The sequence below is a fragment of the Psychrobacillus sp. L3 genome (genome assembly GCF_042945595.1).
Taxonomy (GTDB): domain Bacteria; phylum Bacillota; class Bacilli; order Bacillales_A; family Planococcaceae; genus Psychrobacillus.
In genome coordinates this window covers 335,609-352,150 of the sequence record NZ_CP168493.1, presented here as the reverse complement: position 1 = coordinate 352,150, position 16,542 = coordinate 335,609, and the positions used below count along the sequence as shown (strand labels likewise).

The window sequence follows — 16,542 nt, the reverse complement described above, 5'->3', positions numbered from 1 at the left end:
CCCACAGGTATTATTTTTTAGAAATTTTTTTAGAGAGGATTAATTCCCCTTTAAAAAATTAAAACGTTAGTGTTGGTGCTGCATCTTTTGCAAATTCTAAAAATGTTACTGCTCCACCAACTTCGATTCCGTCCACGAAATCTCCCTTCGTTAAGCCCATTACATCCATCGTCATTTGACACCCAATGAATTTAACACCTAATTCTTGTGCCATTTCAACTAATTGAGGAATACTTGGAACGTTTGTTTTTGCAAACCCCTCTGCTATTGCTTCGCGTCCTTCTGGCATTGGGAGTGCATGCATCCCTTGTTTATGAATTAAATTTAAACCTTCGAATGTGAAGAAAATTTCTACTTCTTTTTCAGTTGCCGCTGCAGCTGTTGCGATATTAAATACTTTATATGCATCGAAAAGTCCACCATTACTTGCTATAATCGCTACTTTGTTTGTCATTTTGTATTCCTCCAAATTTATATTGTTTTTTTTATTTTTCCTGTCCACTGCGTCATTCCAGGAATTACATTCCACACCTTTGCAAAACCACTGTTTGATAGCTTTTGCGAGGCTAAATCACTACGTTTCCCTGTTCTGCAAATAACATAAATTGCTTGATTTTTATCTAATTCGTCCATTCGTTTTTCTAAATCACCCATTGGAATGGACTTTGCTCCTTCGATATGTCCAAAGGCATATTCTGCTTCTTCGCGAACATCTAAAATGATACCGCCCTCTGAAACTTTTGTTAGAAGCTCATCTATATGAATTACTTGCTCATGCTGCTTTTCTATAACAGTATCGTTCGAACATTTGCGAATATAATGCTTTAGCACGTCACCTTCTTCCGTAGTCCCAATATATTGGTGACCTACTGATTCAGACCATGCAGCAAGATCTGCTTTAGACCCTTTATCTGTCGCTACAACTTCTAAAATTTGACCATCTACCAAGTCATTCATCGCTTTTTTCGTTTTTACAATTGGCATGGGACAAGCGAGACCCTTTGCGTCTAACGTAAAATCTACTTTTAAACTCATTTTTGCTCCCCCTATATACCACTACGGGTATTATTTGATCGAAAATTTTTTATCGCACTTCTCCTTCCCAAGCCAGCATACCACCAGTCATATTCGTTACATCAAAACCTTGATCCGCTAAAAATTGTGTCGCTCTACCGCTACGACCACCTGAACGACATACTATAATATAAGACTCTGTTTTAGATAATTCATTCATACGGAATTCTAATAAACCAAGTGGAATATGAATAATACCCGGGATTTTCCTACTAGCTACTTCATCCACTTCTCGTACATCAATTATTTGTAAAGTCTCACCTTTCACTAACTTTTGCTCCACTTCTTTTGCTGTAATTTCTTTCATCATTTTTATCCTCCTTTTAATTCCACGCACTCATGCCACCGCGGACATTTGTTACATGTTCAAAACCTATTTTTTTTAGTTGTTTACAAGCATTATTACTCCGCATCCCACTTTGACAAATAACCACTATTTCTTTATTTTTCGGTAATTTATCAAAAGATGAACCTAATGGTATATTTGTAAATTGTCGAATGTTTCGTGACTTAAATTCAGCAGGAGTTCTTACATCGACAAATACTTTTTCTTGGTCGTCCAATATATTTTTTAACTCTGCTGTCGTAATTGTTTTAACACCTTTAGAAGGCATCATCTTCCAAACGAAGAAAGCGACAATTATTACGATAAAAATCCATCCCATTATATTCTCTCTCCTTTATTTATTATTACGTCTATGCATCTATACCTATAAGGGTATTATTTTACTGAAATATAAAAGCCGTTTTATCGGCTCTTAACTACTAAATTCATCGCTTCCTGAATAACTGAATTCAGCTTATCTGAATTACCTTCTGCATTTTGCACGCATTCTAGTAGGTTATTACTTACGATCACACCAATCGTACGATCCGCTGCCGAACGAACTGCCGAAAGCTGAGTGACCACTTCTTTACAATCTTTTCCTTCTTCCATCATCCTTAAAATCCCTCGCAATTGTCCTTCTATACGCTTGACACGGTTTACTGTTTTTGCATCGTACATTTTGGACGACCTCCTTTCAAAAAAGTTATCGGTTTGAAGGCGACTTACAAGAAACATATTATACCCACTAGGGTATAATGTCAACGATTAATATTGTCTTTGTTTATAAAAGTCAATTTCTCATTATTACTCAATACTTCCTTTGTAGGATATGAAAACCGAATATCATCTTTACTAATATGTTGTTTTCTGTTGATTTTTATTGTAAGATAAGTTGCTTTATTAAGTTACAAAGTAGTAGAAAGTCTGGTGGGAAATTTGAATAAGAAAGCTTTCATATTGGCAGCATTCACTGTCTTTATTTGGGGATCCAGTTTTGCGTCTATAAGCGCTAGTTTACACGGAGGCTATTCGGCTGGGCATTTGATTTTATTCCGTTTTATTATTGCTTCCTTCATCTTTGGCGTTATAGCCTTTTTTCCTGGAATTAATTTCCAATTACCACGAAAAGAAGATATTTTAAAAATACTCCTTCTTGGATGGATTGGAATTAGCGTGTATCATATATGTGTCACATATGGACAATTGACTATTTCAGCTGGTACCGCAGGGATGTTAATAGGTTCTGCACCCATTTTTACAACAGTCATTGCGGTACTTGTGTTAAAAGAGCGTCTTGGAAAGATTGGATGGTTTGGATTAGGATTCGGATTTATTGGTATTTTATTGATTGGAATAGGTACTGGGGATTCCATATTTAACATCTCTCCAGGAGTATTTTTAGTTATTATAGCTGCTATTGCTACATCTGTATTTTTTGTTTACCAAAAGCCTTTGCTTTTAAAATACAATCCTATTGAGCTAACTGCTTATTTTACTTGGGCCGGCACAATTCCTTTTCTCGTGTTTGCTCCTGGTCTTCTGCATGACATTCAGCATGCAACGCTGGAAGCCAATTTGTCTGCAATTTATATCGGGATCTTCCCTACTGCCGTTGCATACTTAACTTGGGCAATTGCACTATCCATGAGTAAAGCTAGCTCATTGTCTAGCCTACTGTACGCGGAACCAGTTATCGCCATTTTAGTAGCCTGGATTTGGTTAAAAGAGTTGCCAGCAATTCTTTCGATAGTTGGAGGGCTTATTGCCATTTTAGGTGTACTTATCGTACATTTATACGGGAGAAATCGGAGGCTAATTTCCAATAAGAGACATAAAATCTAAAAGAGAAAGTCTAGAAAGCTAGTAATAACGACTTTTTAGACTGACCTATTTGCTTTTTTTATTAAGTTGGAAATGGAAACCGGACAATCCCTTTCCGTATTTATTTGTGAAATGCGATGGTTTAACTGAATATTCTATTTCGATACAGCACGAGAAGAGGTTGTTCAATAAGTTTAATTGTGACTTATTGAATAGCCCCTTTTTTCGTCTTATCAATTCTATGGTATTCGGAAATTTGAATTACTCGAACGCCTAGAGTATCCAGTTCATGGTAAATTCCTCTGCTATCTGTAAATGAAATATAGCTATCCCGCTCACTTTGAACTAGTTCTTCCGCTTTTTGTTGAGACTCCATGTGAATAAATCTCCTTATATAATGCTCTTCATCAAAAAAATAAGTGACTTTAAATTCCTTCACGATACTTATCTCCTAACATACATTTTCATTAGGATATCCAAAAACCAATCTTTTAAGCTAATCAGTCCATTATGTTAAAATGGATGTACTTAAGCTTGAAAGGAAGAATAATGAATGAAATCACCTTTTACATACAAACATACAGCACCACAAATTACAGAAGAAAAACAGCCGGCCATCTTTTTGTTACACGGTATGGGAAGCAATGAAGATGATTTGCCACAGCTTGTTACTGAATTCGAGAAGACCCATCATATATTTAGTTTGCGTGGACCTATTGTTTTTAAACCAGGTTATGCTTTTTTCACAACTGATGAAGAAGACAAGCCAGATCGTGACATATTTGATAAGGTGGTCACTTATATTCAATCTTTTATATATGAGGCTATTGAGGAGTTCGATCTTAATTTGGACCATATATACGTACTCGGCTTTAGTCAAGGTGCTGTTTTAGCACAAACTTTAGCATTAACAATGGGCAGTGTAATTAGTGGGGTAGTTGCATTAAGTGGCTATTTACCTGAATATGTGAAGGATGAATATAGTAAGCATCCTGTCGATCATTTGAATATTTTTATTTCACACGGGGACTATGATTATGTGATTCCATCTCAATTAAGTTTGGAAAGCAAAAATTACTTTGAGGCACAAGGAGCGAGCGTGACGTACAAAACATACGAAGAGGGTCATGGGGTAACGCAGGAGAATCTTCGTGATTTAGTCTTGTTTTTGAAAGAAGAGAATTAATATATATGAGTTTGAGACTTTTTAGAATTAGACTTTACGAGATAAAGTCATGCAATAAATAAGAAAAACGCAAGCGTCCTTTAGGTACATATTGTCTTTACTATTTCCAGAGTGCTTTGGATGAAATATCGGCTACACTATTACCGTAGTAATTTAGCTCGTGAAGTGATTGCGTCACTTCACGAGCTATTTTTTTCAGTAATCTTGTGGCGGTTGTTTGTCCGTCGCTCTCTTGAGATAGGTAGTGACATGTTGCATTAGGTTTGGTTAATGAGAGAATAAATCCTATCTTATTCTTTTAAAAGCGGACGAAGATACAATTTCGTCCGCTCAGCGCTTCTTTAGTAATGGATGCTATCTATTTTTCTCTAGTACCACATACTCTAATCATACATTCACCGATTCATGTAAACTGTGTAAGGAAAAAGTAAAAAACAATTAAGACCTAGCCTTTGTAAGTCCTACTATTACTAGATTCCTAGTTAGAGCAATTAATTCCAATAGAGAGTTGATTGCCTAACTTGAGTCTAGGTTAATAATTGATATTTCCTTCTTCGTTTTGATTAGTTTTCTGTACCTAAATAGGTTGTGGATAACTTTTCTTCTTTGTCTTTATCCACAAGATATCCACTAGCATGTGGACGAGAGCTCACCACTGTGTGTAATTTTTCATCTATGAAATGCAGAGCAGCCCCGTCGTCTGCAGCATATCCTGCTCCTATGATATTTTCTCGAATAAACTTCTGATAAGCTGGTCGTCTATCTTCCTCCCCATCATAATGCGGACAATGACTTCCTTGTATCAAACCAAGGCACGAAATAGGTTCAAGTTCGTCGCCGTAGGAGTCCGTTACACCTTCCTCAAACCAACAAAGGGATCCAGCACTCAGACCGGACAAGATTGTACCGTTTTCATAAGCTTGTCGAATAGCCACGTCCAGTTCCCACTCTTTCCAAAGAGCCATCAGGTTTTTTGTGTTGCCTCCACCTACATACAAGATATCCTGTTCCATAATGAACTTTTGAATATCACGAGTATGAGGTTTAAATAACGACAAATGTGCCGGCTCACATTCTTCTTTTTGAAAAAAATTATAAAACTTTTCGATATAGCTTTCTACATCACCGCTAGCCGTCCCGATAAAGCAAATCTTCGGTCTATTACTTTTTGATTGTTTTAAAATATATCGATCTAATAGTGGATTTTCAGGTTCCATTGAGAAACCGCCACCACCCATTGCAATAATTTGCCTCATCTATTTACCTCCATTTGACTATTTCCCTGTACTATCGAAATAAGTTCCTCAACAGAGCCTGTGCAAATGTTCACTTCTGCTAAGTGATAAAACGTACTTGTAGTTTCCATATCCATCGCTTCTCCATGAGGTGAGTAAAGAAAAATTTGTTTTTCCAGTGCGATAGCCATCCCTAATTCAATATGACTTCCTTTACCACCAGGCAATAAAATAATGACATAATCAGCATCCTTTATCGCCTCTTTTTCCAGTGTTCCAATACGCATTAAATCTGCAAGGTTATTTGCTCGTTCATTTTGTGTCCAGTCATACGTTTGGTTCCACCCTATGTTTTTAAGCTTTCCTCCAACTTCTCTCACTTGTTCTGTATTTTTTAAACCTGATCCCACATAAAACTTCATGTATAATCACCTAACTCTTCTCTCATTTTATTTATAATAACATGAAAAAAGACTTGTGATTCAACTATTCTGAATAGTTGAATCACAAGTCGATTGCATTATCTATAAACCTAGTGAAACGTATTTTATTTCTAAATATTCATCCATCCCATGGTGACCGCCTTCACGTCCAAGACCACTTTGCTTAAATCCTCCAAATGGGGCTTGAGGGGTTGATGGAAGTCCATCATTTAAACCAATAATGCCGTATTCCAGTTTTTCTGTAATACGAATTCCTCTAGATATATTTTCCGTAAAAACATATGCGGCAAGCCCATATATGGAATCATTTGCACGTCTTACTGCCTCTTCTTCGTCCTTAAACGTGCTGATTGGTATAACGGGTCCAAACGTTTCCTCTTGCATGCATTGCATATCATCTGTTACATTCGTCAAAATAGTTGGTTCAAAGAATAGACCTTCTTTTCTTTTCCCACCAAGTTTCACTTCTGCTCCTTTTGATACCGCATCCTCTACATGCTCCAGCGCTTTTCGAACAGCAGAATCATCGATTAGCGGTCCTATCGTCACACCCTCTTCAAGGCCATTGCCAATCTTCAACTGTTTCGCCTTCTCTAAAAGTAACTCAGTAAATTCATTTGCAATAGACTCTTGCACATACACACGATTGATACATACACAAGTTTGGCCAGCATTTCGGAATTTGGCAGCAAGCACATTTTCCACAGTTTTCTCTAAATCACAATCTTCCATGATGATAGAAGGAGCATGTCCCCCTAGTTCAAGCGATACTTTTTTTACTGTATCAGCTGCGTTCTTCATCAGTAATTTTCCTACTTCTGTAGAACCCGTAAAAGTAAGTTTACGAACCCGTGTGTCTTCAAGCCAAGCATCTCCAATTGCTTTAGAATCTCCAGTCACTACATTTACTACTCCGTTAGGGATACCTGCTTCTTTTGCTAACTGGACTAGCTTTATAGCTGTAAGTGGGGTTTGACCAGCTGGTTTAATTACTACAGTACAACCCGCAGCAAGTGCCGGACCTACTTTTCTTGTAATCATTGCAGCAGGAAAATTCCAAGGGGTTATCACTGCAACAACTCCAACTGGTTGTTTATGCACAAAAAGTCGTTTATTTTGTTGGGTTGCCGGGATAATTTCTCCATAAATTCGCTTGCCCTCTTCTGCATACCAGGAAATAAAACCATTTGCATAATTGATTTCCCCACGAGCCTCTGCAAGAGGTTTTCCTTGCTCCTCCGTCATCGTTTTGGCAAGATCCTCTGTATGTTCTTTAATCAGAATATACCAATCTTGTATTCGTTCACTTCTTTCATATGCAGAAAATGCTGACCATTTTCCATATGCTTCATAAGCTGCATCAACTGCTTCAACCGCTTCTTTGACCCCACCTTTCGGAACAGTGGCGAATATTTCTTCTGTAGCAGGGTTACTAACTTCTATAACAGGCAGGTCTTTCCCAATATCTTCTCCATTAATAATCATGTAATACGGCTTCGACATGTAATCACCCTTCCATACTAATTTTATAAGCCAAATGAAATATAAAAAACGCTTGATAGTAACTAATCAAACGGTTCCAAGCCTCATCTTCTATATCATTATTTCCAAAATCATAGCTACTTCACTTACCTTCGTAAGATGTGGTAAAGCACAACATGTGACTTTATAACTTCTATATATCAAAATTTTCTGTCTATTATATATTCTATTCCATTATGCATAGGAAGTCCATTGAAAGAATAGTAGATTTCTTTTTTATCCACGCGCGCAAAATAATAAGTACCAGTTTTAAAATAATTCGAAATTACTTTAAAAACAGGTACCCAAGTTTACCGAGCTATTTGTTTTATTTCATATAGTACTTTTTCGTAAGCATCTTCTATATCTACTGCATCAATGATAGTTTTTTGTTGCTCAAGAATGTGACTTCCCGAATATTCATATTTGGAATCATAGTAATACTCTAGCAAAAGCTGAGTTGCGAGGGCAAAATCCTCATTATCCAAATTAACCTCGATTTGTTTAGCAACTGGTGTATGAATTCGTTTTTTGATCAATTGGAAAGCTTCTTTAAAATACTGAGGCGATTCCCACGGTCGATAGTCATCTATAATATTTTGAACCCTTACCTCGATTGGAAGATTAATCACCAATTGTAGTCCTCGTTCTTTTTGTTCATATAGAAATTGCGGCATACCGACTTTCCCAATTCGCTTACTTTCCCCTTCTATAAAAACGTAAGGCTCGCCTTGATAACGTAACATTTCAGTAAGGAGAAGAGAGTCAAATTTGGTCTGGTTGCTTGGCTCTAGACCTATTTGACCAAAGATAGATCCTCTATGCCCAGCCATTCCCTCCAGATCGATCACTGGAAATCCTTCCTTAGATAATCGTTTCAAAATTGCCGTTTTACCTGATCCAGTGTATCCATTTAATACAATTAGTTTTGGTGTGAATTCTTCCTTCTCTAACTCATGCGCAACCCATTGGCGGTAGGTACGAATTCCTCCGGTTAGGCGGTTTACTTGGAACCCCATTAAATCTAGTACAGTAGCTGCAGTTTTACTGCGCATTCCTCCGCGCCAACAAAAAACGGTAAATGGCGTTTCTAACTGTTTAAACTCAGAAATAAAAGCTGGGAGCTTCTGAGAAAAAATAACTAAACCTCTTTCACTCGCCTCTTTCGCTCCAACTTGTTTATAGATCGTCCCTACTTCTGCACGCTCTTCATCATTAAAAACAGGGACATTTATACTTCCAGGAATGGTTGACTCATTAAATTCCTTAGGAGAGCGCACATCAATTATTAAGTGACTTTCTTTTTTTTGCAAAGCGAATAAATCAGTTAACGGAATCTCATGAAACAAAACTTTCACCTTCTAGACCAATTTTATCAAATTATTGTACTCGAATTTTTCCTATATACTCTTCTGTGACTTCACCTATAATTCGTGCATCGACACCTTTTTCTTGAAGCTCCTTAACGAGTTCATTTGCTTCATCATTAGCAATTGATATCAAAAGACCTCCGGATGTAACAGCATCACATAAAATCCATTGATCAATTTGATCCAATGATTTAGGATACGTGACAACATCTGCTAAATGTAAAAAGTTATTTTTAGTTCCACCAGGTACTGAACCAGCTACTGCAAGCTCTTTCACTCTCGGTAAAACTGGTACTTGATCATAATAAATGCATAAACCTACATTACTTCCTTTAGCCATTTCAGAAGCATGTCCTAGTAACCCAAATCCAGTCACATCAGTCGTTGCATGAACATCATATCCCGACATTACCTCGGCAGCTGTCTTATTTAGTGTCGTCATAACCTTAGTTACCTGTGCGATTTCTTCTTCCGACAACAAATTATTTTTAAGCGATGTCGTGTATATACCCACACCAATAGGCTTTGTTAGAATTAGTTTATCGCCTACTTTAGCACCCGCATTCGTTTTTATTTTATCCGGATGTACAACGCCAGTAACAGCCAGACCAAATTTCGGTTCCTTGTCATCAATCGAGTGACCACCTACTAAGGTTACACCTGCTTCATTTAATTTATCCCCAGCTCCTCGAAGTATTTCACTTAGAATCCCTTTGTCTAAAGTCGAAATTGGAAAAGCTACGATATTAAGAGCGGTGATCGGTGTTCCTCCCATTGCATAGACATCACTAATTGCATTAGTAGCTGCAATTTGTCCAAAATCATAAGGATTATCCACAATCGGTGTGAAAAAATCTACCGTCTGTACAATGGCGGTTGTATCATTTAATCGATATACACCTGCATCATCGCTCGTATCTAACCCAACTAGTAAGTTTGGATTCGGAAGAGACACTGGTAACTTACGTAAAACTTGTTCCAAATCGGCGGGTCCTATTTTACAACCACAACCTCCTTTAGAAGTAAGAGAGGTCAGTTTTATTGAATCATACTTTTTCATATTAATTCCTCCTTATTTGTCACCTCAAGAACATCCAGTAAGAAAACAAATACTGGTATTCCAATAATCAATCCCCATACTCCAAAGAAATTTTGCGAAAAAATAAGCACTACAAAAGTATAAAAAACCGGCAAATCCGTTTTTGAAGACATCAGTTTAGGATTCAAAAAGTATGCTTCTATTGCATGTATAATTGCAATAGCAATAACAATGTAAATAACCTTTATAAATCCTCCAATTGTATATGCAACTAAGCATAGGGGAATTAGTGAAATAATTACCCCAGCAACTGGTATAAGCCCTAAAAAGAAGACGACAATTGCTAAACCAAATATTTGAGGAAACCCCAAAACTATCATTGCGATTACTGACAAACCCCCATTAATGATGGCAATGATAAACTGAGCCTCAATTACTTTTCCAAAAGTACGGGTAAATTTTTTTCCAAAAAACTCAATTTCATAATAAAAAGGAGCAATCTTGCTATCCTTAAACTTAGCAGTGAACTCTTTTAAACGTGGCTTCTCCAATAAAAAAAACAAACTCAATATCAAAGCTATTAGAACTTGGACACTAATTTTACTAATATCCGTAAAAGATTTCAGTAGAAAAGATAAACCATTCTCTAAATAGGCGGTAATCTGATTAGTAGAGATAAATGATACTATATAATTAATCAAAACACTTTCATGTGGCTGTGTGTAAAAGGTGGTGACTCGTTTCACAAGTTGGCTTACTTCTACCGTAATAATAGGCAAGTATTTCACTAACCCTAATACCAACAAGCTGACAATTAGTGAATACATTAAAACAACAAGTAATACACGTTTTAACCTTACACGTTTTGCCACAAATTCTACGAGTTGATCCATTAAAAATGTAAAAATAAACGTAAGTAAAATCAAATTGATCATACTTTTCACACTAAACAGAAGTAATACAATTAAACCAAAAATAATAACTCTTTTTACTCCCTTTTTTTGAAAAACTTCTGTTATCCCAGACATTTTAAACATTACTCCCTAATAAATAGTTTGATTTGAATCTTTATATTTTTAGTATCACCCTGTACGAAACATATTACAAGAATAAAAGGGCGTATTTTTACACATCTGTCGATTAACAAAAAGTATTCAGAAAATTACTAGGTAATATGGTGATAAAACACTAGGTACTCGGTATAGAGTCGTTTTTTAATTGCTTTTAACTATAGGAGCGGGAAGTGACTGTGTCACTTCCCGCTCCTATGGTTTCTGTAACTTTGTTGCGGATATTTGTCCGCAGTCGCCATATTCTTCTTTATTGTCCCCAAAATTGTTGCAGATCCCACTGCTGGTACTATGCAAGTATTATCTTTACAGCAATACATTTGATTTCACTTCCATCATTCTTGCAATTTGCTGCTCTTCGAATCTACCTGTCTTTTCAAATGCTTCAATAACACGGTCCACTCTCTCTTGCGTATGGTATTGACATAGCTTAGCTTTGCTTTACCTTCCATTTTTTCAATAGAAATGGTGAAACCAACAACTCCTTTTGAGAGTCCATCTATATACGAAGCATCTACTTCATCCAACGAATAATCACTTACGGATCTTCATATTTTTCGGTTAAGTTGATCATGGATTCCCAAAGTCGAAAATCTCTTTCATCCATTAACTTCACTTTTCCCACAATATGAAAAGTTACATAATTCCAATTTTGTACAGCATCTTTCGTCTCATACCATGAGGGGGAGATGTAACAGTGAGGTCCTTGGAAAACAACAAGTATCTGTTGCCCTTCAATATCTATCCACTGCTTATTTCCTTTTGCAAAATGACCGACCAATTCAGTTCCATCATCATTCAACAGAAGTGGTAAATGCGTGGCAGAAGGATTTTCTTGATAATTTGAGTAAAGAGTAGCAAACCCATTTGCATGGATCACTTCTACCAATTCTTCCAGATTATTTATTTCAAAGTATTTTGGTATGAACATCGCATCCATCTTCCTTCTTCATTATTTTTAATTAATCTTCAGCACGTAAATACATCGTAGGTAACTTCTCTTCTTTTTTGCTTGTAATAACACGAAAAAAAGAGCTTGCATTTAAAAATTAGAAATGCAGGCTCTTATATTTTTTAAAACGTAGTCATCGTGATTATAAAAAATGTAATGATAAACAAAATGATACCTAGTACAATCCCGGGAATTATTAACGTTGCAAACCCTTTCCCGCTTGAAAACTGGTGTACTTCTCCGATTGCTTTACTTTGAATAATAATCATCCAAATGGAATAAGTAAGGGTAAACAAATTAGAAAGGATAAACCAAATCATTGCCCCCGATGTAACTTCCCAGAAATTCATGATAAATAGATTATTGTGAACGAAAATAAATGATAAAATCCAATATGGTGTCAACCAAATACTTGGAATCACTGTGACCCCCATCATCTGAGCCATCTCTCTAATCGTCCCAGATCCCCCAAACCATTTGCCTACCCATGTGTAAATAACTGCTCCAATACCAACACTGATTAAGCCAAATATAGGACCGAGCAAAATAATGCATAATAACCAAAACCACAAAGACAAATCAGAAAAATACTTACTCAATTCATTAGTACTATTAATAGCACCAGGTACTCCTGCTATTGCTGCTAATGTAAGTGAGTATTTTAAACTTTTATGTTCCAACACATAGCGTACCGTTTTTCTTGTAGATAGCCAAATAGAAAAAAACGGATTTAGTTTTTCTGTTCCTTCATATCTCATTTCTGACATCACATAGCACCTCCAACCTATTACTAGTTTATTTATCTATTAGAAAAATATGAATATTTCATCCGAATTAAATCCATATAGTGCTAAGATAGTTGAATATGATGTGTATTGTTCCTTAATAATATACATTCGACGTTAAGTTTGCTTTTCCTCTGCGAATATTTTCAGCAAAAGTTCAACTCATGAAAGAAGGAATTTGAATGGAACCATTTATCCACGGACTATTGTTAGCCTTAGGATTAATATTACCATTAGGCGTACAGAATATATTTATTTTCAATCAAGGGGCTATCCAACCGTCCTTTAAAAAAGCATTACATTCATCGTTAACTGCTTCCATATGTGATACCTTGCTAATACTATTAGCTATTCTAGGGGTGTCGATGATTGTTATGCAATATGATTGGTTGCGTTTTACTTTAATCGGGATCGGTGTCGTGTTTTTAATTTATATGGGGATTGTTGCTTGGTTTGCTAAATCGAGTACATTATCTGACGCTCAAATTGTACAAATGTCTACTAAAAAACAAATAATTTTCGCGTTATCTGTGTCATTGCTAAATCCACATGCCATACTTGATACGATTGGTGTAATTGGTTCAAGTTCACTTGTTTACACAGGAGCAGAAAAAGTTATTTTTACCGCAACATGCATCATTGTGTCATGGAGCTGGTTTCACGGACTATGTTTTGCAGGTCGAATGCTGAAAAAGATAGATACATCCGGCAAATTCCTTGGGGCATTAAATAAAGTCTCCGCAATCATTATTTGGTTCACGGCGATATATATGAGTTTATCTTTATTATAAGAAAAACGCCTCTACATATTGTAGAGACGCATTACTTTGGCTGTAATAGCTGTTTACAATGAGCACTCAATTGTTCATTGTCTAGTCCCATACCAATTAGAATGATAACAGGCTTTTTATTTGAAGAAGTAGAAATTGGGACGAACTGCGCTTTCTTTGAAGCATATTGAAAACTATAAAGTTGGCTTGAATTTTCAATTTCAATAATCCCTTTTCCTCGAAGAATACCGCTAGGAAGTTGTAAGAGCCATTTTTCAAACGCTTTTTGTTGAAATGCAGGTAAATCCTCCAACTTAATTGCTTGTAATGTGGAGTGGTGGTGATGATGATGGTGATTTATATCCGAATAGTGCTCCCCAATTGAAATCGATTGAAAACGTTTTTCGAACAAAATTTCCGGTTCAACCTTTCCGTAATGACAATTCACCATTTGCTTTTCTTGCCCAACGATTTTCGCTATTTTCTGTTTAATTTTATCTAGTTGTTTTGGTGGGACAAGATCCGTCTTATTTAATAGCAATAAACTTGCACAGACCATTTGCTCCTGCATTAGTTTTCGAACTTCTGCGGAACTGGAAAACACACTTTGAAATTCTAAATAATGACTGGAATCCAAAACGGTAATAATAGACATGATTTCAAATTGGTCCATATATGGCTTAGAAAGAAGAGCTTCTTGTATTTCTAATGGATTAGCCACGCCAGTACCTTCAATGAATAGTACATCCAGAGCCCGTTCTTCCATTTCTGTAACTAATTCATCCAACGTCTCTTTCAAATCATCTTGAAGTGTACAGCAAATACAACCATTTAGAAGCTCAAATACTTTTTTATCATCAAATAAATGGCCTTCCACATTTTCTTCTCCTAATTCGTTCAAAATAATGCCGGGTTGTTGTCCTCTTTTCTTGCATTGTTCCAACATATTCAATAAGACGGTTGTTTTGCCACTTCCAAGAAATCCACTTATTACGTAGACAGGAATTTTCGTATTGTTTTCCATCAAAATCTCTCCTATCAATACCTCATTGCTAATTGCTTCTATAAACGTATGGTTCTTCTGGTTCGGTTATTTTCTTTACCTTGTCTACCTTCAATATAGGAATTGTCTTTTTAAATGGTTGATAGTATATCGTATCCATCGTACCTTCCACGTCAATCCAGTCATCATTTTGGAATGTGGTACCTTTCGGAAGTTCTAATAGCATCCCGAATACTCCGGAATCCGCAACACAGTGTATGATACCAAACCGGAACAAAAAGACATCTCCAGTTTCCTTATCAACGTAAGTAAATCCTCTGAAACCGATTGTTTTACCTGTAAAGTATCCTGGATTTTTGTATATTGTCTCCATCCCATATAGATAATCTTTATCATCTAAAATCACACTGTCTTTATTTGCATACTTACCCAATGCCTCTTCATTTATCTCATCATATCCCCCTTCACCATAAAACACACTACTATCTGGTTCAAGGAACTGATGGACACCGTACTCATCCTTACCATTATAAACTTCAAAGTTAAACCCCTTTGCTGCAACAATATTTGAATCTAGAGTTGCAACGGGAAGAAACAATGCAGTCAAAATAGGAAACAGGAATATAGGGTAGCTGATCCACACTTTCCACTTCTTCCCCTCTTGGGAATGATCTATTCCACAATCACATATAGGGTCCAAATCGTCCTCATTTTTACCATCTTTCAAAGTAAAATACATTTGAATGAGCATAAAGAAAAAGAAGATGAAAATAGCGAGAAAAGAAAACGTGGAATATTTTAAGTTAATGTATTTCGATATATTTCCAGATGCATGTAAATGTAAAAAGAGAAACGAAAATCCTAGTAAAATCCAGCAACGAAGCATTTTTAAATTTCTCCTTTCTTTACAATTTGGTAATAATTATTGATCCTAGCAACACTAAAACGGTTGTATAGATGAATAAGAAAAAAACGAACTTTGTTTTGAATACCCCTAGCATCATTAATGTGTTCTTAATATCAAACTTCGCACCGTATACTAAAAAGGCTACTAACGCTCCAGTCGAAAATGTACTTCTAAAGGAAGCAGCAACAAAAGCATCCGCAGATGAACATAATGACATAATGTATGCTAACCCCATCATCACAAGTGAAGAAGAATATTCTCCGTGACCAATGGAAGTTAATACAGATGTCTTCATATATGTCTGTACTGCAGCCGCTATTAATGCGCCTACTATTAAATATTTTCCTACAGTGAAAAATTCATCCACCATATGTTTGAAAGCACCTAATACTTTTCTTTTAAGTGGGATATTTTGCGGTGAAACTTGATATGTTAACATATGTTTTAACTGAGGTTCCTTAAATTGAAAAGAAAGTATTAAGCCGACAATAAATGCAACGACAAACGATAATCCACCACGATACAATACCATTTTCCAACTGTTCCCGAAAGCTACATATGTGGAGAAAAGCACGACTGGGTTTATAACGGGTCCAGTTAACATGAACGCGATTGCTGCATGAAGAGGAACCCCTTTCGCCATTAACCTTCGTGCAATCGGAATAATTCCACATTCACAAGCTGGAAAAACTGCTCCTAGCGCACTTGCAGAGAGCACCGAGAGAAATCGATTTTTGGGAATAACTTTTGCAAGCATTTCATCTGTTACAAATACTTGTATTAAAGCTGAAACAATTACCGCTAACATGATAAAGGGTAACGATTCTATTAAAATACTAATAAAAATAGTATTAAACTGTAAAAATAATTGACTATTCATTTTCATTACTCCTAGTAAAAACGTGAATATAGATATACTAGTCTAGTCGGTTCCATTTTACAAATAGTTGTGATTGGAGAGTAAATCATATTTATGTAGACTTTGGGCTATCTCTTTCGCTTATAATATGACGTTGGTAAGGAGTGCCATGTTCCTAA

At 36.2% G+C, this 16,542-nt stretch carries 19 protein-coding genes and 1 pseudogene; 3 read left to right on the top strand and 17 right to left on the bottom strand.

The window, feature by feature from the left end; all coding sequences use genetic code 11:
* Nucleotides 1-58: 58 nt before the first annotated feature.
* From ACEPXD_RS01770 to ACEPXD_RS01750, 5 genes are all read right to left on the bottom strand, one after another.
* A complete protein-coding gene (locus ACEPXD_RS01770) occupies nt 59-454 on the bottom strand; it encodes a DsrE/DsrF/DrsH-like family protein (RefSeq protein WP_391119330.1) in 396 nt (131 codons plus the stop codon).
* Nucleotides 455-471: 17 nt separating this feature from the next.
* Nucleotides 472-1,035 (bottom strand): sulfurtransferase TusA family protein, encoded by a 564-nt coding sequence (locus tag ACEPXD_RS01765; RefSeq protein WP_391119328.1) that lies wholly within the window; start codon nt 1,033-1,035, stop codon nt 472-474.
* 49 nt (nt 1,036-1,084) lie between these two features.
* Entirely contained in the window at nt 1,085-1,381 is a 297-nt protein-coding gene (locus ACEPXD_RS01760; protein WP_391122948.1) for a rhodanese-like domain-containing protein, read from the bottom strand.
* A 16-nt stretch (nt 1,382-1,397) separates the two neighbouring features.
* A complete protein-coding gene (locus tag ACEPXD_RS01755) occupies nt 1,398-1,739 on the bottom strand; it encodes a rhodanese-like domain-containing protein (RefSeq protein WP_391119326.1) in 342 nt (113 codons plus the stop codon).
* Between the two features lie 83 nt (nt 1,740-1,822).
* Complete coding sequence (locus ACEPXD_RS01750; protein ID WP_151698591.1) at nt 1,823-2,080, bottom strand: metal-sensitive transcriptional regulator; 258 nt, start codon at nt 2,078-2,080, stop codon at nt 1,823-1,825.
* Between the two features lie 249 nt (nt 2,081-2,329).
* Here ACEPXD_RS01750 and ACEPXD_RS01745 point away from each other — a divergent pair, with 249 nt between their 5' ends.
* Nucleotides 2,330-3,244: a DMT family transporter gene (locus ACEPXD_RS01745; RefSeq protein WP_391119324.1), complete on the top strand. Its 915-nt coding sequence runs from the start codon at nt 2,330-2,332 to the stop codon at nt 3,242-3,244.
* A 184-nt stretch (nt 3,245-3,428) separates the two neighbouring features.
* Here ACEPXD_RS01745 and ACEPXD_RS01740 read toward each other — a convergent pair whose 3' ends face one another.
* On the bottom strand, nt 3,429-3,662 hold the full coding sequence (locus ACEPXD_RS01740) for a hypothetical protein (RefSeq protein WP_391119323.1): 234 nt from the start codon (nt 3,660-3,662) through the stop codon (nt 3,429-3,431).
* 114 nt (nt 3,663-3,776) lie between these two features.
* Here ACEPXD_RS01740 and ACEPXD_RS01735 point away from each other — a divergent pair, with 114 nt between their 5' ends.
* Nucleotides 3,777-4,409: an alpha/beta hydrolase gene (locus ACEPXD_RS01735; RefSeq protein WP_391119321.1), complete on the top strand. Its 633-nt coding sequence runs from the start codon at nt 3,777-3,779 to the stop codon at nt 4,407-4,409.
* Between the two features lie 563 nt (nt 4,410-4,972).
* On the opposite strand, the gene ACEPXD_RS01730 is transcribed toward ACEPXD_RS01735, so the two are convergent.
* The 8 genes and pseudogenes from ACEPXD_RS01730 to ACEPXD_RS01695 all read right to left on the bottom strand — a co-directional run bounded on the left by ACEPXD_RS01730 (nt 4,973) and on the right by ACEPXD_RS01695 (nt 12,806).
* A complete protein-coding gene (locus ACEPXD_RS01730; RefSeq protein WP_391119319.1) occupies nt 4,973-5,665 on the bottom strand; it encodes a Type 1 glutamine amidotransferase-like domain-containing protein in 693 nt (230 codons plus the stop codon).
* Nucleotides 5,662-6,066, bottom strand: a complete 405-nt coding sequence (locus ACEPXD_RS01725) for a group-specific protein (RefSeq protein WP_391119317.1) — start codon at nt 6,064-6,066, stop codon at nt 5,662-5,664. Before ACEPXD_RS01725 ends, ACEPXD_RS01730 begins: the two co-directional genes overlap by 4 nt.
* A gap of 102 nt (nt 6,067-6,168) precedes the next feature.
* Nucleotides 6,169-7,590 carry an NAD-dependent succinate-semialdehyde dehydrogenase gene (locus ACEPXD_RS01720; protein ID WP_391119315.1) on the bottom strand — a complete coding sequence of 474 codons (1,422 nt, stop codon included), beginning with the start codon at nt 7,588-7,590 and terminating at the stop codon, nt 6,169-6,171.
* Between the two features lie 329 nt (nt 7,591-7,919).
* Nucleotides 7,920-8,957 (bottom strand): tRNA 2-selenouridine(34) synthase MnmH, encoded by a 1,038-nt coding sequence (gene mnmH, locus ACEPXD_RS01715; RefSeq protein WP_391119314.1) that lies wholly within the window; start codon nt 8,955-8,957, stop codon nt 7,920-7,922.
* Between the two features lie 31 nt (nt 8,958-8,988).
* On the bottom strand, nt 8,989-10,038 hold the full coding sequence (selD, locus tag ACEPXD_RS01710) for a selenide, water dikinase SelD (protein ID WP_391119313.1): 1,050 nt from the start codon (nt 10,036-10,038) through the stop codon (nt 8,989-8,991).
* The gene (locus ACEPXD_RS01705) at nt 10,035-11,045 is read right to left on the bottom strand and encodes an AI-2E family transporter (RefSeq protein ID WP_391119312.1); all 1,011 of its coding nucleotides are present in this window, start codon (nt 11,043-11,045) and stop codon (nt 10,035-10,037) included. Before ACEPXD_RS01705 ends, selD begins: the two co-directional genes overlap by 4 nt.
* A 348-nt stretch (nt 11,046-11,393) precedes the next feature.
* Nucleotides 11,394-12,018: pseudogene (locus ACEPXD_RS01700) on the bottom strand (FMN-binding negative transcriptional regulator).
* A 143-nt stretch (nt 12,019-12,161) separates the two neighbouring features.
* A complete protein-coding gene (locus ACEPXD_RS01695) occupies nt 12,162-12,806 on the bottom strand; it encodes a YIP1 family protein (RefSeq protein WP_391119311.1) in 645 nt (214 codons plus the stop codon).
* Nucleotides 12,807-13,006: 200 nt separating this feature from the next.
* Here ACEPXD_RS01695 and ACEPXD_RS01690 point away from each other — a divergent pair, with 200 nt between their 5' ends.
* A complete protein-coding gene (locus ACEPXD_RS01690) occupies nt 13,007-13,615 on the top strand; it encodes a LysE/ArgO family amino acid transporter (RefSeq protein ID WP_391119309.1) in 609 nt (202 codons plus the stop codon).
* Nucleotides 13,616-13,646: 31 nt separating this feature from the next.
* Here ACEPXD_RS01690 and ACEPXD_RS01685 read toward each other — a convergent pair whose 3' ends face one another.
* The 3 genes from ACEPXD_RS01685 to ACEPXD_RS01675 are packed head-to-tail and all read right to left on the bottom strand — an operon-like array spanning nt 13,647 to nt 16,384.
* Nucleotides 13,647-14,618 carry a CobW family GTP-binding protein gene (locus ACEPXD_RS01685; protein WP_391119306.1) on the bottom strand — a complete coding sequence of 324 codons (972 nt, stop codon included), beginning with the start codon at nt 14,616-14,618 and terminating at the stop codon, nt 13,647-13,649.
* Between the two features lie 28 nt (nt 14,619-14,646).
* A complete protein-coding gene (locus tag ACEPXD_RS01680) occupies nt 14,647-15,483 on the bottom strand; it encodes a TIGR03943 family putative permease subunit (protein ID WP_391119304.1) in 837 nt (278 codons plus the stop codon).
* Between the two features lie 19 nt (nt 15,484-15,502).
* A complete protein-coding gene (locus ACEPXD_RS01675; protein ID WP_391119302.1) occupies nt 15,503-16,384 on the bottom strand; it encodes a permease in 882 nt (293 codons plus the stop codon).
* Nucleotides 16,385-16,542: the final 158 nt, after the last annotated feature.

What these genes read in the sequence shown, in the direction of transcription:
- ACEPXD_RS01755 (WP_391119326.1), bottom strand. Translation starts at nt 1,739, where the DNA reads ATGGGATGGATTTTTATCGTAATAATTGTCGCTTTCTTCGTTTGGAAG.
- ACEPXD_RS01725 (WP_391119317.1), bottom strand. Translation starts at nt 6,066, where the DNA reads ATGAAGTTTTATGTGGGATCAGGTTTAAAAAATACAGAACAAGTGAGA.
- selD (WP_391119313.1), bottom strand. Translation starts at nt 10,038, where the DNA reads ATGAAAAAGTATGATTCAATAAAACTGACCTCTCTTACTTCTAAAGGA.
- ACEPXD_RS01720 (WP_391119315.1), bottom strand. Translation starts at nt 7,590, where the DNA reads ATGTCGAAGCCGTATTACATGATTATTAATGGAGAAGATATTGGGAAA.
- ACEPXD_RS01690 (WP_391119309.1), top strand. Translation starts at nt 13,007, where the DNA reads ATGGAACCATTTATCCACGGACTATTGTTAGCCTTAGGATTAATATTA.
- ACEPXD_RS01750 (WP_151698591.1), bottom strand. Translation starts at nt 2,080, where the DNA reads ATGTACGATGCAAAAACAGTAAACCGTGTCAAGCGTATAGAAGGACAA.
- ACEPXD_RS01735 (WP_391119321.1), top strand. Translation starts at nt 3,777, where the DNA reads ATGAAATCACCTTTTACATACAAACATACAGCACCACAAATTACAGAA.
- ACEPXD_RS01685 (WP_391119306.1), bottom strand. Translation starts at nt 14,618, where the DNA reads ATGGAAAACAATACGAAAATTCCTGTCTACGTAATAAGTGGATTTCTT.
- ACEPXD_RS01680 (WP_391119304.1), bottom strand. Translation starts at nt 15,483, where the DNA reads ATGCTTCGTTGCTGGATTTTACTAGGATTTTCGTTTCTCTTTTTACAT.
- ACEPXD_RS01675 (WP_391119302.1), bottom strand. Translation starts at nt 16,384, where the DNA reads ATGAATAGTCAATTATTTTTACAGTTTAATACTATTTTTATTAGTATT.
- ACEPXD_RS01770 (WP_391119330.1), bottom strand. Translation starts at nt 454, where the DNA reads ATGACAAACAAAGTAGCGATTATAGCAAGTAATGGTGGACTTTTCGAT.
- ACEPXD_RS01705 (WP_391119312.1), bottom strand. Translation starts at nt 11,045, where the DNA reads ATGTCTGGGATAACAGAAGTTTTTCAAAAAAAGGGAGTAAAAAGAGTT.
- ACEPXD_RS01765 (WP_391119328.1), bottom strand. Translation starts at nt 1,035, where the DNA reads ATGAGTTTAAAAGTAGATTTTACGTTAGACGCAAAGGGTCTCGCTTGT.
- ACEPXD_RS01760 (WP_391122948.1), bottom strand. Translation starts at nt 1,381, where the DNA reads ATGAAAGAAATTACAGCAAAAGAAGTGGAGCAAAAGTTAGTGAAAGGT.
- ACEPXD_RS01695 (WP_391119311.1), bottom strand. Translation starts at nt 12,806, where the DNA reads ATGTCAGAAATGAGATATGAAGGAACAGAAAAACTAAATCCGTTTTTT.
- ACEPXD_RS01730 (WP_391119319.1), bottom strand. Translation starts at nt 5,665, where the DNA reads ATGAGGCAAATTATTGCAATGGGTGGTGGCGGTTTCTCAATGGAACCT.